The sequence below is a fragment of the uncultured Tateyamaria sp. genome, from assembly GCF_947503415.1.
In the GTDB taxonomy this organism is placed as follows: domain Bacteria; phylum Pseudomonadota; class Alphaproteobacteria; order Rhodobacterales; family Rhodobacteraceae; genus Tateyamaria.
Genome location: NZ_CANNDS010000001.1, coordinates 1,414,574 through 1,427,425, shown reverse-complemented (window position 1 = coordinate 1,427,425; position 12,852 = coordinate 1,414,574). Strand labels below are relative to the sequence as shown.

Genomic DNA, 12,852 nt, shown 5'->3' with positions numbered 1-12,852 from the left:
AGTTGATCTGTGGCAATTCTGATTTCGACAATTTTGATCAGGACTCAAATGACAGACGCAGCAATCGATACACCGGAAGAGGTCCCGAAATCCTCGAAAATGCCACTCATACTTGGGTTATTGGCTCTGCTCCTTGGTGCAGGTGGCGGTTTTTACGCCACATTCTCCGGCATGATACTCGCCCCCGAATCAAGCGGTGGCAAGGATATGGAGATCGCGGCACCCGGCGATTTGCCCGACGTTTCATTTGTCGAAGTGGAACCGATGGTGATTTCCCTCACTCCCAGTACGCAAGGGCGCCATCTCCGGTTTCGCGCGCAATTGGAGGTCCCGGCTGAATATGCATCTGACGTCGAGTCGATCCTTCCCCGCGTTGTCGACGTGTTGAACGGATATCTACGCGCGCTTGAAACGCGGGACATCGAGAGCCCGGCGGCGCTGACTCGATTGCGGGCTCAAATGCTGAGACGCGTACAGATCGTAACTGGACCTGGGCGGGTGAATGACCTGCTCATCATGGAATTCGTTCTAACCTGATGGTGAATAAATGGACCTCGTAGCTGATATCTTGCTGGCCGCGGGCGCCTTGGGCGCAGGCTTTTACTGCTTCGTCCTTGGACGCCGACTGAGCCGCTTCAACAATCTTGAAAAAGGGGTTGGCGGCGCCGTGGCTGTCTTGTCCGCGCAAGTGGACGACCTGACAAAAACCCTCGAGGCCGCGCAGAGAACTGCGGCCGAATCCGCAGAGACGCTGAATGACACAACGCAGCGCGCAACCGAGATGGCGCGCCGTCTGGAATTGCAAATGGCCGCCCTGCACGACGTTCCGGAACCGGCACCTGAAAGGCCGTCGCCTCCGCCTTCGCAGGAACCCAGTGAACCAATTTTCACGCGCCGCGCCTCTGGAGTAAGGTAATGAAAACAAAACGCAAACGTTCCATTGCCAATCGGGGTTCAATTGCGCTCCTCGTTGGCTTGCTTGCCAGTTCCGCACTCCTCCGACTTGCCGTCGGTGCAAATTCCGCGCTGGCCGATGTTGATCTGGCTGCCGGGTTTTCCCTGCCCCTCGGAATCGAACGTTCCGACGTCAAGACCGAGACCACATCAGAGCCCGACATCAAGCCGCTTCTTGACGCCTTACGTGCGCGGGAAGAACGCGTGGTCGCGCGTGAAGATCAACTCGCTGCGCGGACCAAAGCACTGGATGTCGCACAGCGGGAGGTGGAGCGCCGGCTCGTGGCGCTCGAATCGGCAGAACAGCGTCTCCGCCAGACCCTTTCCATTGCGCAAACTGCGGCTGAAGACGACCTGGTGAAACTCACGACCGTCTACGAAAACATGAAGCCCAAGGACGCATCGGCTCTTTTTGAAGCGATGGAGCCGGCTTTTGCAGCAGGCTTTCTTGGCCGTATGGAACCTGCAGCTGCTGCCAAGATTATGGCGGGCCTTGAGCCGCAATCCGCATATTCAATAAGTGCCATTTTGGCAGGTCGAAATGCACGCGCCCCCAAAAACTGACGGGATGTGAGGCTTTATTAACCGCTGTCTGCAATCTTCCCATCTGAACGAATTGAGGGAATCGCGACGTGATCGGAATCATCGGCATTGTGACTATTTTCGTGATGGTGTTCGGCGGGTATTTGGCAGCCGGCGGCAAGATGGGAATCATCTTGAAATCGCTACCGTTCGAAATGACGATGATTATTGGCGCCGCAATCGGCGCTTTTCTGATCAGCAACTCGATGGCAGAAATCAAGCATACGATTAAAGACCTTGGTAAGGTCTTCAAGGGTCCCAAATGGGCGCACGATGATTACAAAGAACTGCTTTGCCTGCTTTTCGAATTGATCAGATTGGCGCGTCAAAACCCTGTGGCAATTGAAGAACATATTGAAGATCCGGCAAGCTCATCGATCTTTTCTCGCTATCCAAAGATCATTGCTGATCAGGAAGCAACCGCACTGATCTGTGACACCCTGCGTTCAGCATCCATGAACTATGACGACCCACATCAGGTCGAAGAAGTTCTGGAAAAGCGAATGGACGCAAACATGCATCATGCGATGCATTCGAGCCATGCCCTCCAGACTGTTGCGGATGGTCTGCCTGCCTTGGGCATCGTCGCCGCGGTTCTCGGCGTGATCAAAACAATGGCGTCGATCGATCAACCGCCGGAAATTTTGGGTAAACTGATTGGTGGCGCCCTTGTTGGTACATTCTTGGGGGTGTTCCTTGCCTACGGGTTGGTTGGACCATTCGCCGCCAAAGTCAAAGCCGTCGTCGAAGAAGATGGACATTTCTACCAATTGATCCGCGAAGTGCTTGTGGCCAACCTGCACAACCATGCAACGAACATCTGTATCGAAGTCGGAAGACAGAACACACCGTCACATTGCCGCCCATCGTTTTCTGATCTTGAAGAAGCCTTGAAAACCGTCAAACAGAACGCAGCATGAGGGGCATCTTTACGACCTTTTGCCTGACGATGGCTCTGACGGGTATGGCGTACGGGGCCGAAATTAATGTTCGCTCGGGCGCCCATCCAACATTCGCCCGCATTGTTCTGGATGTCCCTTCAGGAACAAACTGGACGGTTCAGCAGGGTGCGTCGGGCGCGCGTGTCACGATAGACAACCATGCCGATGGCTTCGACATCTCGAACGTCTTTGATCGAATTGATCAAACATATGTCGAAGCAGTGGAGGCTGATGCCACAACCTTGGACGTCAAGTTTGGCTGCCGTTGCCTCGCGCAGGTGTACCCATCCGGCCCAAACATGATTGTTGTGGATGTCGCAGAAACTGACCAACCGTTTCAGGATGACCAGCCGATAATTTCCACTACGGCTTTGCAATTCGTTGGTGATCAACAGCTGCAGTTTTCTCAACCCGGCGAAATAAGCGATCCAATTGATCGGCCAGCTCCGATGGCGGTCCCAGAGCTTGATTTGGCCAGAAATGTCACGCCGTCTCCTTTGCCCGCCCAGATCATCGAACCGCAGTACGAGGATCAATCTGATAGCCTCAACAAGGCCCAACAAAAATTGGCAGAACACATTGGACTGGCCGCAACAACAGGCATTCTTCGTGCCAACCGCCAATGGGAAAGCATACCAGACCGGCTACAACGCCCCCAGATCGACACGCGGGTTTTTGATGTCCCTGCTCCGGCAGAAACGGTTGACCCATCAAACGAACCACTGAACGGAAACCTGCGGATCTCTACAAGCAGAGACGTTTCGGATGCAGCGATGAATACACTCGCCACATCAACATCGTCGGGAGCACGCTGCATCGACCCTTCCGAAGTTCAGGTCCAGAACTGGGAAGGGCCCGCCGGCTTTGCCGCATCAATTGCAGCACTGCGCAGAGAGCTGTTTTCGGAGTTTGACACCCTTGAAACCATGACTGCTGTCGAATTGGCCCGCACATATCTGCACTACGGTTTTGGCGCGGAAGCGCAGCAGGTCCTGCTCATGTCGCACAAACTGGCATCGGAGAACCGAGCGTTGGTCGACATTGCTCGCATCATGGAGTTTGGGTTCTCAGGGCAGGACAGCTATTTGGCAAATTTTGTTGATTGCGACTCGGACGTTGCGCTGTGGGCGATATTGTCCATTGAAAACCTTCAACCAACAGCGACGATCGATAGCAGTGCCGCTATCCGGGCGTTGAGTGGTTTGCCGATCCACCTACGCCATTTCCTGGCTCCCAATTTGAGCAAAAAGCTATTGGCCTATGGCGACCAAGATGCAGCGGCAGCGGCCTTGCGTGGGTTGGAACGAACCAGCGAACCATTGCCATCTGCAGGTGAGCTGGTGAAGGCAGATATTGAGATTGCCACGGGTGACGTTGAAGCAGCAAGGACTCGGCTGGAAGGAATTGTAGCATCCAATGATCAGCAGTCAGCCGAAGCCTTGATAAGATACGTGGACACGCATCTTGAGGCGGAGCAAGACATCGAAGAAGACATTGCGACACTGGTCGAAGCCTACGCGATCGAGATGCGAAATGACCCACTTGGTGAAGAATTGCAACGGACGCATGTATTGGCGCTCGCCAAGTCAGGCCAGTTTGATGCAGCTTTTCGTGCCATGACCGATGGGCATTCAAACAGTGACGTTCAAGTTACGGATACGCTGTTTTCATCCGCAACCATTCTTCTGGCTCGCAATGCTGACGACGCGACATTTTTGGAACATGCGTTTGCGGCGATGACAGCGCGCTCGGATCGCATGTCGGTCCGCGCCTTGATGCATTTGGCAGAAAGGCTGACACGTCTTGGTTTTTACACCGAGGCAGAAGAACTGTTCTCGACCCGGCCCGACATGCCAGCGACAAAGGAACATCGAGTTCTGCGCGCGACTGTATCTCTGAGTCTTGAAAAGCCACGCGAAGCGATGGCCTTTCTCGGACGTCTTGAAGGCGAAGAACCAGATCGGTTGCGAGCTCGTGCACGCGAGATGTCCGGAGATTACGAAGTAGCCCACGAGCTTTACGGGACGTTGGGCGATGACGACGGTCAGCGGCAAACTGCGTGGCTTTCCGAAGACTGGCGGCGTTTACTCGAAACCAACGAGCCTGTGTTGGGTGCCGCTGTTGACGTAGCATCTGCTAATTTGGATTTGTCGACGGACGTTGATGGAATGTTGGGGCGGACGCAGGACGCTCTTGAGGAAAGTGGACAAGCACGAGATGCGATCGAGCAGTTGTTGCAAGTGAACGATTTTCTTGGAGAATACTGAGATTGAGTATCCAAGGAGATCTTGGTTACCAAATATAAACTGCACAAGGTCTAGGTTGGAATCATCACAGAAGTGATGAGGGCCCGCCGTGACAAAAAACGACTCTCAGCCGAATTGCGGCGACCACCAGAACACCTGCGTTTTGGCTTGGTACGAAGCTGCGTTGTCATTCCGTCAGTTGACTGGTGTACACGGTGCGAAAAACCGCGTGCGGAGCTGTAGATTACTAAGTTATCGAAAGTTTTCTATTTCGAATTTCTCGAAATCACGAGAGCCGTTCGAATTTGGCCTGTATCCACGTATTCTGGTGGGATCAGCTAGATCATGAAATTCTCAACGTCCGCCATTTTCAGCCCCACGGTCTTGCTGGCGGTTGCCCTAATGGCAATCATTGTAATGATGATTCTTCCTATGCCCGCATGGGTTCTGGACATCGGTCTCGCGGCATCTTTCGCTCTTGCGATACTCATCTTTACAATAACGCTTTTCATTGAACGTCCACTGGACTTTTCGGCCTTTCCAACAATCCTGCTCGCATCCTTGATGTTGCGATTATCGCTGAACGTTTCGTCAACTAAGCTTATCATTGGGCAAGGACACACCGGTACGCACGCGGCCGGAGAGGTCATAGAAGGGTTCGCTCAGTTCATTATGGGCGGTAGCGTGTTCCTCGGGCTGGTTGTGTTTTGCGTGCTTCTGATCGTGAACTTCATGGTGATCACGAAGGGTGCCACACGTATGGCCGAAGTGGGTGCCCGGTTTGCACTGGATGGAATGCCCGGAAAGCAGCTCGCCATTGACAGTGATATGTCGGCCGGCGCGATTGATCACAAAGAGGCGAAGATCAGGCGCGAGCTTGAGCAAGCCGAAACTACATTCTTCGGATCACTGGACGGCGCATCCAAATTCGTCAAAGGCGATGCTGTTGCCGGCTTGCTCATCACACTGCTGAACCTTGTCGCCGGATTGGTCATGGGTGTGGCAGTCCACGGTATGGCAATCGGCAGCGCATTCGAAACTTACGCCATTTTGACGGTCGGAGACGGCCTAGTCTCGCAGATACCCGCCGTCGTCATCTCGATCGCCTCTGCCCTGTTGCTGGCGAGAGGCGGAGCAAAAGGTGCGACCGATCTGGCCGTCTTTGGGCAATTGGGGAAGCATCCGGCAGCGCTTGCGACCGTAGCCGTCTTGATGGGCTTGCTCGGCTTGGTCCCCGGGCTGCCACTTCTACCGTTTTTGGCGGGTTCCATTGGCCTCGCTGTAACCGCCTTTCTCATCAACAAACGAAATGGCGCTGCTGAAGCGGTCGCAGTGACCGATTTGGAAGACCATGCGGACGCCCTTCCGGAAAAAACACTCGGCGATGTTTTGGAGCTGGATGACATCCACGTCGAATTCGCACCTGATCTCGTCAACATGGTCCTTGATCCTGGCACAGGCCTGGACGCGCGCATTGCAAACATGCGGGTTCACGTCGCCACCGTCTTTGGCCTCATTCTGCCCGAGATCCGGTTGACGGATAACCCGAGCCTGCCGACGGGCGGCTACGTGCTCCGGATACAAGGGGTCGAGCAGGCGCGCGGGTCGATCAAGCCTTCTGACATTCTGGCTCTGGCCCCCGATACAACCGAGGGCCTTCCCGATGGCGAAGACACAACAGAACCCGTGTACGGCGCACCCGCGCGCTGGATTTCAACGCAGGATCAGGAAGTCGCGGCCATGTCAGGCGTCACGCTGGTCACACCTACGGAGATTTTGGCCACGCATCTGCTTGAAATCGTCAAACGGAACTTCAGCCGACTGCTTACCTTGAAGTCTCTGAGACGTTTGCTCGAGGAGATGAAAACAGTCTCGGATCCGGCACGCGCCGAAGCCAACCGAAAGATGTTGGATGCATTGATACCGGACAAGGTGCCGATGGATATTCTGCATGCAGTTCTGCGACTGCTACTTGATGAGCAGGTGTCCATCCGCAACTTGCCGCTTATCCTTGAAGCCGTTGCAGAAGCACGCGCCGTAAATGCGCAGCCGGAAGCCATCTGTGAACATGTTCGCCAGCGTCTCGGCTTCCAGATTATCTCGGGTATCCGCCGGGACGATGGGACCTTGCCCTTGGTGCAACTTGCGCCCGAATGGGAAGACACATTTGCAAGCTATCAGGTGGATGCGGATCGAGGCCTGGACATCGCACTGCCCCCGGACCTGTTCAATCGTCTTGCGGACAATGTGTCTGACAAGCTGCAGGATGCAGGCGACCAAGGCATCTTCCCGGCTGTGGTGACAAACACACGTCGTCGGCGTTTCCTGAAAACCCTGATGCGCGCAAAGGGAATGAACAACCCCGTTTTGTCCTTCGAAGAAATTGGCGTGGATGCACGGCCAGCGTTGGTAGGCGTGGTCGCCGCATAATGGCAGCTGCAGAGGCAATTTCGCTATTACAAACACAGCTTTGGCTTGGTTTCGTGGTTTTTTTGCGCGTTGGCGCGGCAGTTGCCTTGTTGCCCGGTTTTGGTGAACAATCCGTGCCCATGCGCATCAAATTGGTTGTCGCGATTGCGTTCACCTTGATTGTGGCACCTGCACTTCCGCAAGAGCCCCCGGACCTTTCGATCAACAGCATGGTGTTGTTGGTTGCGACAGAAACCGTGGCTGGCGTTTTGATCGGACTTGGTGTGCGCCTCTTTACTTTGGCGTTGCAAACGGCGGGGGCCATAGCGGCACAGTCAACGTCTCTGTCTCAAATTCTGGGCGGTGCCGCGATCGAACCATTGCCAGCGATGGGCTACGTTTTGTCTGTTGGCGCCATCGCGTTGGCCGTGATGGCGGGCCTGCACATCAAAGCCGCGCACCTTCTCATTCATTCATACGTGTTGCTGCCGATGGGGTTGTTTTCGACGGGTAGCGATGTCGCCGATTGGGGGCTCACGCAGGTGGCGCATGCGTTCGAACTTGCCTTCTTGTTGGCCGCCCCGTTTGTGTTGATGTCGGTTTTGTACAATCTAGCGCTTGGGGTCATCAACAAAGCCATGCCGCAATTGATGGTCGCTTTTGTGGGGGCGCCCGTCATTACCCTTGGTGGGCTGTTTTTGTTATTTTTGGCGGCCCCGATCATGCTTTCCGTCTGGCTCGCCGCACTTGATCAATTCATGGCCTCACCGTTCGAGGCGCAAAGATGAGCGGCCAGGACGACGACAGCGACAAGTCATTCGATCCGACACCTCAAAAGCTTGAAGAGGCGCGGAAAAAGGGGGAGGTCGCAAAGTCAGTCGATCTTCAAACAGCTGCTGCATATGCCGGGCTGACGCTGACGCTGGTGGCCGTCGGGGCGCAAAGCCTGACGTCGTTTGGTGGCCAGATGCAGGTTCTTTTGGACCAGTCCGCAAGCTTGTCGGACACCTTGTTCAACGGCAGCCCTTCTGCGGTGATGGGCGCGATCCTCTGGAACACGTCCGCCGCGCTTGCACCGCTTTTCATCATCCCGGCCATCGCCGTCCTGGCGGCAATCCTCGCTCAAAAAGCGTTTGTTGTGGCCCCGTCCAAATTGCAGCCCAAGCTGTCCCGAATATCCCTGATCCAGAACGCAAAACAAAAATTCGGGCGTGGCGGGTTTTTCGAGTTCGGCAAAAGCTTCGTCAAGCTGTTGCTGTATTCAGGGTTTCTCGCGTTCTTTTTGGTAAGACGACTGCCGGAAATGGTTGGTGTCATGCACGCCTCGCCCGGCCTCGTTGTGATGCTTCTGGCAGAGATGTGTGTCGCATTTCTGTTTGTCGTGGTCTTGATCTCGACGGTCCTGGGCGGGATCGACGCGGTTTGGCAGCATCAGGAACACATTAGAAAAAACCGAATGTCGCGAAAGGAGATCATGGATGAAACCAAGAACTCCGAAGGTGACCCGCATCTGAAGCAGGAGCGGCGCGCACGCGCGCAAGCCATCGCGACACAACAGATGATGGCCGACGTGCCGACCGCGGACGTCGTGATTGTCAATCCGACGCACTACGCTGTTGTATTGAAATGGTCTCGCGCCGACGGAAGTGCACCGGTATGCGTGGCAAAAGGTGTAGATGAGATTGCCCTGCGCATCCGTGAAATTGCGCATGAAAGCGCGGTTCCCATCCACAGCGATCCACCGACAGCCCGCACATTGCATGCTGTCACCGCGATAGGTGATGAGATCCATCCTGATCAATATGGCGTTGTGGCAGCAGCAATTCGCTTTGCCGACAGGATGCGCGAACAAGCGCGTCGCGGGGTATAGGCGTGAACCTGTTTCAGCTACAGCAAATATCTGATCTGAAGTTTCGCCAGAGCGAACAGGCTCTGACCAAGCTACAGTCGAGAGAAGCCACCCTACGAAACGAGTTGCTGCGGTTGCAGGGTCTTGCCCACGAAACCAACAGCCAACCGGCTTCTGATGCCGAGCTGCGTTCGATCGGTGGTGACATCATCTGGCTCAGGTGGCTGGCTGACAGTCGGCGCAAGCTGAATATCGAACTGGCTCAGGTCCTGGCTCAGAAAGAAGCGCTTGTTGCTCGGCACAGGGTTGCGAATGGGAAGAAGATCGTGACCGACGCGCTTTTCGACAAACAACAAGCGTCATCTAAAAAAGAGAAAGCGGATCGCGCCCTTGCCAAAGCAATAGAAACGTCGGTCGCGCGTCCAAGCGATCAATAATCCTGGCGCGCAATCTCGATAATCAACACATCGGTGATTTGATCGCCCATGTCCTTTTGGGCCACTTCGCGCAACGCACCACGCAGAACCGCCAGATTGTTGGCGTTGGTGAACGCTCCGTCGAAACCGCCCACGTTCGCGTGATCAAACAGAACTTGCAGAAATGAATCTCGAAGCTTCGGCTCACGAGAATAAATGGAGTCTTTCTGACCCGCGGGCACCTCAAGGCTTAAGGACAGAACGACCAACGCCTGTACCGCATCGCCATTCACAATGGGCACGACAAACTGATTGTTCATCTTGACGTATTCACGGTCCGAGGTGTCCTCGGCCGTTCCGCCAATTTCCGGCGCCTCCGTCATCTCTTCGGATATCGCGGTTTCTTCAGGGTCTGGTACGGGGCGCATGAAGATACCCGCGCCGACGCCTGCACCGGCGCCGACCAAAAGCAAAATCAGAGGCAAGAGCTTTTTCATAACGTGCGCTCCTAAAAGGGTAAGATCACGTCAAGAACTTGCTGACCGATCCGTGGCTGCTGCACATCCGTGATCTGACCGCGTCCACCGTACGAGACCCGAGCCTGCGCAATTTTGTCATAGGTGATTTCGTTCTGGCGGGAGATATCCGCCGGACGCACAAAGCCAGACACCAAAAGCTCGCGCAGCTCGAAATTGACACGCAGTTCTTGTGACCCCGAAATCGACAATATGCCGTTTGGCAGAACATCAACCACCGTTGCAGCCACGCGTAGGGTCAATTTTTCCTCGCGTTTGACGGACCCGTCACCGCTTGACCCAGAACTGGAGGTGATTGAGACCAGATCGGACGTCGACGCGCCTTCCGGTAGCTTTTCGTCCAGCCGTTGCGGCAATCCACCGAGTTGCGGCACTTGCAGCCTTTCCGTTCCACTGCGCGACCGGTCCGTTTCGTTCGAGATTTCGGCTTTTTCATCAATCTCGATCACGACGGTCATGATATCACCGCGTTGCATGGCTCTTCGATCGCCCAAAAGCGACGATCTTTGCCCACTCCACAAAGATGCACGATCCGTTGGCCCAACCTCTTCAACGACAAGCGGCAGACTTGCGGATACCATTGCCGAGTGCTCACGCGTTTCCATCGGATTGGAAAAACTGGGTGCCTTGCCGATATGGTCGGCTCTGCCACACGCCACGGCAAGGCCACACAAGGCAAGCATCACAACTGTTCGAGTTGGTCGAAACGTCTTCACATTCATCGTGTCACCTTGATTGAACCATCTTCCTGCACAAAACCGAAAAGCGTAGCGCGCGAACTGAGGTTCATGACGCGCACTCGGTCTCCCACCCCTCCTCTTTCCAGCGCACGCCCGTCGGTCGTGATTGAAAGCCCCCCCGCATCAAAAAACAGGGGAACGATTTGATTTCTATTCACAATTGCAGGCGCGCCGATTGCGTCGAACGGGATGGGACGCCCGGCATAAAGCGCCATGCGCGCCTCTTGGCCAACGACGTCTGACACACGGTCGAACATGCCGGGGTGAACTCCGTCCCGCACGGTCAGGTCTGATGCCGTAATGAGCGTCCCGGGCCGCAATGTGCGGGTCGGCATAACCGTGTCCGCATACGCCCCAGTCGCCATCAGCATGAGTATGAAAATCCAACGCATCACCGCACCTGCGTCATCGCGCCCATCATCTGGTCCGCCGCAGAAATGACCTTGGAGTTCATTTCGTATCCGCGTTGGGCCGCAATCAACTCGGTTATCTCGCGAACGGCATCGACCGAGCTTTCCTCAAGGTACCCCTGTCGCAGGGTGCCCAGACCATCAAGACCGGGTGTGGTCGCAATTGGCGGACCAGACGCATCCGTTTCGGCAAACAGGTTGCTGCCCAATGCTTCGAGCCCCTTTGAATTGGTAAAGCCCGTGAGGTTGAACTGACCAATCAGCTGGCCGGCGGCAGTGTCCGCAAAATACGCATAAACCTCACCGTCGCCATTGATCGAGACGCTGCGCGCGTCTTCAGGCACCACGATTTCCGGCGCGACTGGGTACCCGTCAGACGTCACAATGACACCCTCGCCGGTTCGCTTCAGCGCACCATCGCGCGTATACGCGGTCTGCCCGGACGGCAGCGTTATTTCGAAATAGCCATTTCCGTCGATGGCCAGATCAAGATCACCACCTGTTGCTGCCAGTGACCCTTGAGCCAATTGAACCGACACGGCGGCCGGACGAACGCCCAGGCCCAACTGAACGCCAGTCGGCAATACGCTTCCGTCTGATGCATTGATCGCGCCAGGTCGTGTCATTTGCTGATAGTGCAAATCGGCGAACTCCGCGCGCCGTGCATTATACCCGGTCGTGCTCATGTTCGCGAGGTTGTTGGAGATCGTCTCCACTCGCATCTGTTGGGCGAGCATGCCTGTCGCGGCGATCTTTAGGGCGCGCATCTACGTCTCCTCAGTTTGATTTCATCATGGCATCCATCGCACGACGGACACGTTCATCTTCGGAATCAAGAAAGTTCTGACCCATCTCATAGGCCCGCTGAATCTCGATCATGCGAGCCAGTTGGCCGATGGAGTCCACATTGGATGCCTCGACAAATCCCTGCAGCATCCTCGCTGTGTCCGATGGTTCGAACCCATCATCTGCACGAAACATCACGCCGCCTTCGCGGATCAGGCTGGCGCTGTCATTCGGCTGAACAAGACCGATCTGCCCGACAAAAGCGCCGTTCGCACTGATCGTTCCATCTGGCGACACCGACAGTGATCGAACGCCGGGCGGAATGAAGACCGGAGCACCACCGGCGTCCAGAACGGCATACCCATCGGGTGTCACAAGGTCGCCCTGCCCATTTGGGGAAAAGCTGCCGGCGCGGGTCAAACGCTCACCATCAGGCGTCTGGATCAGAAAAAATCCCTCACCTTCAATTGCGAAATCGTAGGTTCCGCCGGTCTGCGTGAGCGTGCCTTGCACAAAGGACGTTTGGCGCACGTTGCCATGCCCCATCGACAAGGATGCACCGCCCTGAATTCCCTGCACGTATTCAGAAAACACGAGACCTTCTTGTCGGTACCCGCTTGTCGCACTGTTTGCGATGTTGTTCGCAACGATCTGCATTTCACGCATGAGACCGGACTGTCGGGTCAATGTGATGTAGCCTGTGCTGTCCATCTCAACCTCCAATTATCAGCGGGATGATCCTGCTCTGGAAAAAGGATACCAATGTTTGTGTCATGAAGCCCATCGACAACCAGAACACGACGACAATGGCCGCGAGCTTTGGCACGAACGTGAGGGTCATCTCTTGGATTGACGTGAGGGCCTGCACCAATCCGATCGACACGCCTGCCACCAAGGCAACCGTCAGGATTGGCATCGACACCAATACGGCGATCCATAGGCCCTGACGCAGGGTGTCAAAGAAGATGACTTCGTTCAGCATA

The 12,852-nt window shown here is 55.4% G+C and carries 15 protein-coding genes; 9 read left to right on the top strand and 6 right to left on the bottom strand.

Annotated features, from left to right (window positions below; translation table 11 throughout):
- Positions 1-48 precede the first annotated feature (48 nt).
- From fliL to Q1A32_RS06905, 9 genes are all read left to right on the top strand, one after another.
- Positions 49-537 (top strand): flagellar basal body-associated protein FliL, encoded by a 489-nt coding sequence (gene fliL, locus Q1A32_RS06945; RefSeq protein ID WP_299607861.1) that lies wholly within the window; start codon positions 49-51, stop codon positions 535-537.
- Between the two features lie 10 nt (positions 538-547).
- Entirely contained in the window at positions 548-916 is a 369-nt protein-coding gene (locus Q1A32_RS06940; RefSeq protein WP_299607864.1) for a hypothetical protein, read from the top strand.
- Entirely contained in the window at positions 916-1,518 is a 603-nt protein-coding gene (locus tag Q1A32_RS06935) for a MotE family protein (protein WP_299651266.1), read from the top strand. The genes Q1A32_RS06940 and Q1A32_RS06935 overlap by 1 nt, the downstream gene beginning before the upstream one ends.
- A gap of 68 nt (positions 1,519-1,586) precedes the next feature.
- Complete coding sequence (motA, locus tag Q1A32_RS06930) at positions 1,587-2,456, top strand: flagellar motor stator protein MotA (protein WP_299607869.1); 870 nt, start codon at positions 1,587-1,589, stop codon at positions 2,454-2,456.
- A complete protein-coding gene (locus Q1A32_RS06925; RefSeq protein ID WP_299651264.1) occupies positions 2,453-4,744 on the top strand; it encodes a hypothetical protein in 2,292 nt (763 codons plus the stop codon). Before motA ends, Q1A32_RS06925 begins: the two co-directional genes overlap by 4 nt.
- Positions 4,745-5,068: 324 nt before the next feature.
- Positions 5,069-7,153, top strand: coding sequence for a flagellar biosynthesis protein FlhA (gene flhA, locus Q1A32_RS06920; RefSeq protein ID WP_299651262.1), 2,085 nt, complete (start codon positions 5,069-5,071; stop codon positions 7,151-7,153).
- Positions 7,153-7,920 (top strand): flagellar biosynthetic protein FliR, encoded by a 768-nt coding sequence (locus tag Q1A32_RS06915; protein WP_299651259.1) that lies wholly within the window; start codon positions 7,153-7,155, stop codon positions 7,918-7,920. Before flhA ends, Q1A32_RS06915 begins: the two co-directional genes overlap by 1 nt.
- Positions 7,917-9,002 (top strand): flagellar biosynthesis protein FlhB, encoded by a 1,086-nt coding sequence (locus Q1A32_RS06910; RefSeq protein WP_299651256.1) that lies wholly within the window; start codon positions 7,917-7,919, stop codon positions 9,000-9,002. The genes Q1A32_RS06915 and Q1A32_RS06910 overlap by 4 nt, the downstream gene beginning before the upstream one ends.
- A 2-nt stretch (positions 9,003-9,004) precedes the next feature.
- Positions 9,005-9,418, top strand: a complete 414-nt coding sequence (locus tag Q1A32_RS06905; RefSeq protein ID WP_299607882.1) for a hypothetical protein — start codon at positions 9,005-9,007, stop codon at positions 9,416-9,418.
- On the opposite strand, the gene Q1A32_RS06900 is transcribed toward Q1A32_RS06905, so the two are convergent.
- From Q1A32_RS06900 to Q1A32_RS06875, 6 genes are read right to left on the bottom strand one after another with little or no spacing between them, the layout of a single operon-like run.
- Positions 9,412-9,894, bottom strand: a complete 483-nt coding sequence (locus Q1A32_RS06900; protein WP_299651253.1) for a flagellar basal body-associated FliL family protein — start codon at positions 9,892-9,894, stop codon at positions 9,412-9,414. The genes Q1A32_RS06905 and Q1A32_RS06900 overlap by 7 nt on opposite strands.
- Positions 9,895-9,905: 11 nt before the next feature.
- Positions 9,906-10,616 carry a flagellar basal body L-ring protein FlgH gene (flgH, locus tag Q1A32_RS06895; RefSeq protein WP_299652811.1) on the bottom strand — a complete coding sequence of 237 codons (711 nt, stop codon included), beginning with the start codon at positions 10,614-10,616 and terminating at the stop codon, positions 9,906-9,908.
- Between the two features lie 35 nt (positions 10,617-10,651).
- Positions 10,652-11,065: a flagellar basal body P-ring formation chaperone FlgA gene (gene flgA, locus Q1A32_RS06890; protein WP_299651250.1), complete on the bottom strand. Its 414-nt coding sequence runs from the start codon at positions 11,063-11,065 to the stop codon at positions 10,652-10,654.
- Positions 11,065-11,850 carry a flagellar basal-body rod protein FlgG gene (gene flgG, locus Q1A32_RS06885; protein WP_299607889.1) on the bottom strand — a complete coding sequence of 262 codons (786 nt, stop codon included), beginning with the start codon at positions 11,848-11,850 and terminating at the stop codon, positions 11,065-11,067. Before flgG ends, flgA begins: the two co-directional genes overlap by 1 nt.
- A gap of 10 nt (positions 11,851-11,860) precedes the next feature.
- Positions 11,861-12,580, bottom strand: coding sequence for a flagellar hook-basal body complex protein (locus tag Q1A32_RS06880; protein WP_299651247.1), 720 nt, complete (start codon positions 12,578-12,580; stop codon positions 11,861-11,863).
- 1 nt (position 12,581) lies between these two features.
- A complete protein-coding gene (locus Q1A32_RS06875; RefSeq protein ID WP_299607892.1) occupies positions 12,582-12,851 on the bottom strand; it encodes a flagellar biosynthetic protein FliQ in 270 nt (89 codons plus the stop codon).
- Position 12,852 lies beyond the last annotated feature (1 nt).

Coding starts and splice junctions, on each gene's coding strand:
- fliL (WP_299607861.1), top strand. CDS start 49: ATGACAGACGCAGCAATCGATACACCGGAAGAGGTCCCGAAATCCTCG.
- Q1A32_RS06940 (WP_299607864.1), top strand. CDS start 548: ATGGACCTCGTAGCTGATATCTTGCTGGCCGCGGGCGCCTTGGGCGCA.
- Q1A32_RS06935 (WP_299651266.1), top strand. CDS start 916: ATGAAAACAAAACGCAAACGTTCCATTGCCAATCGGGGTTCAATTGCG.
- Q1A32_RS06925 (WP_299651264.1), top strand. CDS start 2,453: ATGAGGGGCATCTTTACGACCTTTTGCCTGACGATGGCTCTGACGGGT.
- flhA (WP_299651262.1), top strand. CDS start 5,069: ATGAAATTCTCAACGTCCGCCATTTTCAGCCCCACGGTCTTGCTGGCG.
- Q1A32_RS06915 (WP_299651259.1), top strand. CDS start 7,153: ATGGCAGCTGCAGAGGCAATTTCGCTATTACAAACACAGCTTTGGCTT.
- Q1A32_RS06910 (WP_299651256.1), top strand. CDS start 7,917: ATGAGCGGCCAGGACGACGACAGCGACAAGTCATTCGATCCGACACCT.
- Q1A32_RS06900 (WP_299651253.1), bottom strand. CDS start 9,894: ATGAAAAAGCTCTTGCCTCTGATTTTGCTTTTGGTCGGCGCCGGTGCA.
- flgH (WP_299652811.1), bottom strand. CDS start 10,616: ATGCTTGCCTTGTGTGGCCTTGCCGTGGCGTGTGGCAGAGCCGACCAT.
- flgA (WP_299651250.1), bottom strand. CDS start 11,065: ATGCGTTGGATTTTCATACTCATGCTGATGGCGACTGGGGCGTATGCG.
- flgG (WP_299607889.1), bottom strand. CDS start 11,850: ATGCGCGCCCTAAAGATCGCCGCGACAGGCATGCTCGCCCAACAGATG.
- Q1A32_RS06880 (WP_299651247.1), bottom strand. CDS start 12,580: ATGGACAGCACAGGCTACATCACATTGACCCGACAGTCCGGTCTCATG.
- Q1A32_RS06875 (WP_299607892.1), bottom strand. CDS start 12,851: ATGCTGAACGAAGTCATCTTCTTTGACACCCTGCGTCAGGGCCTATGG.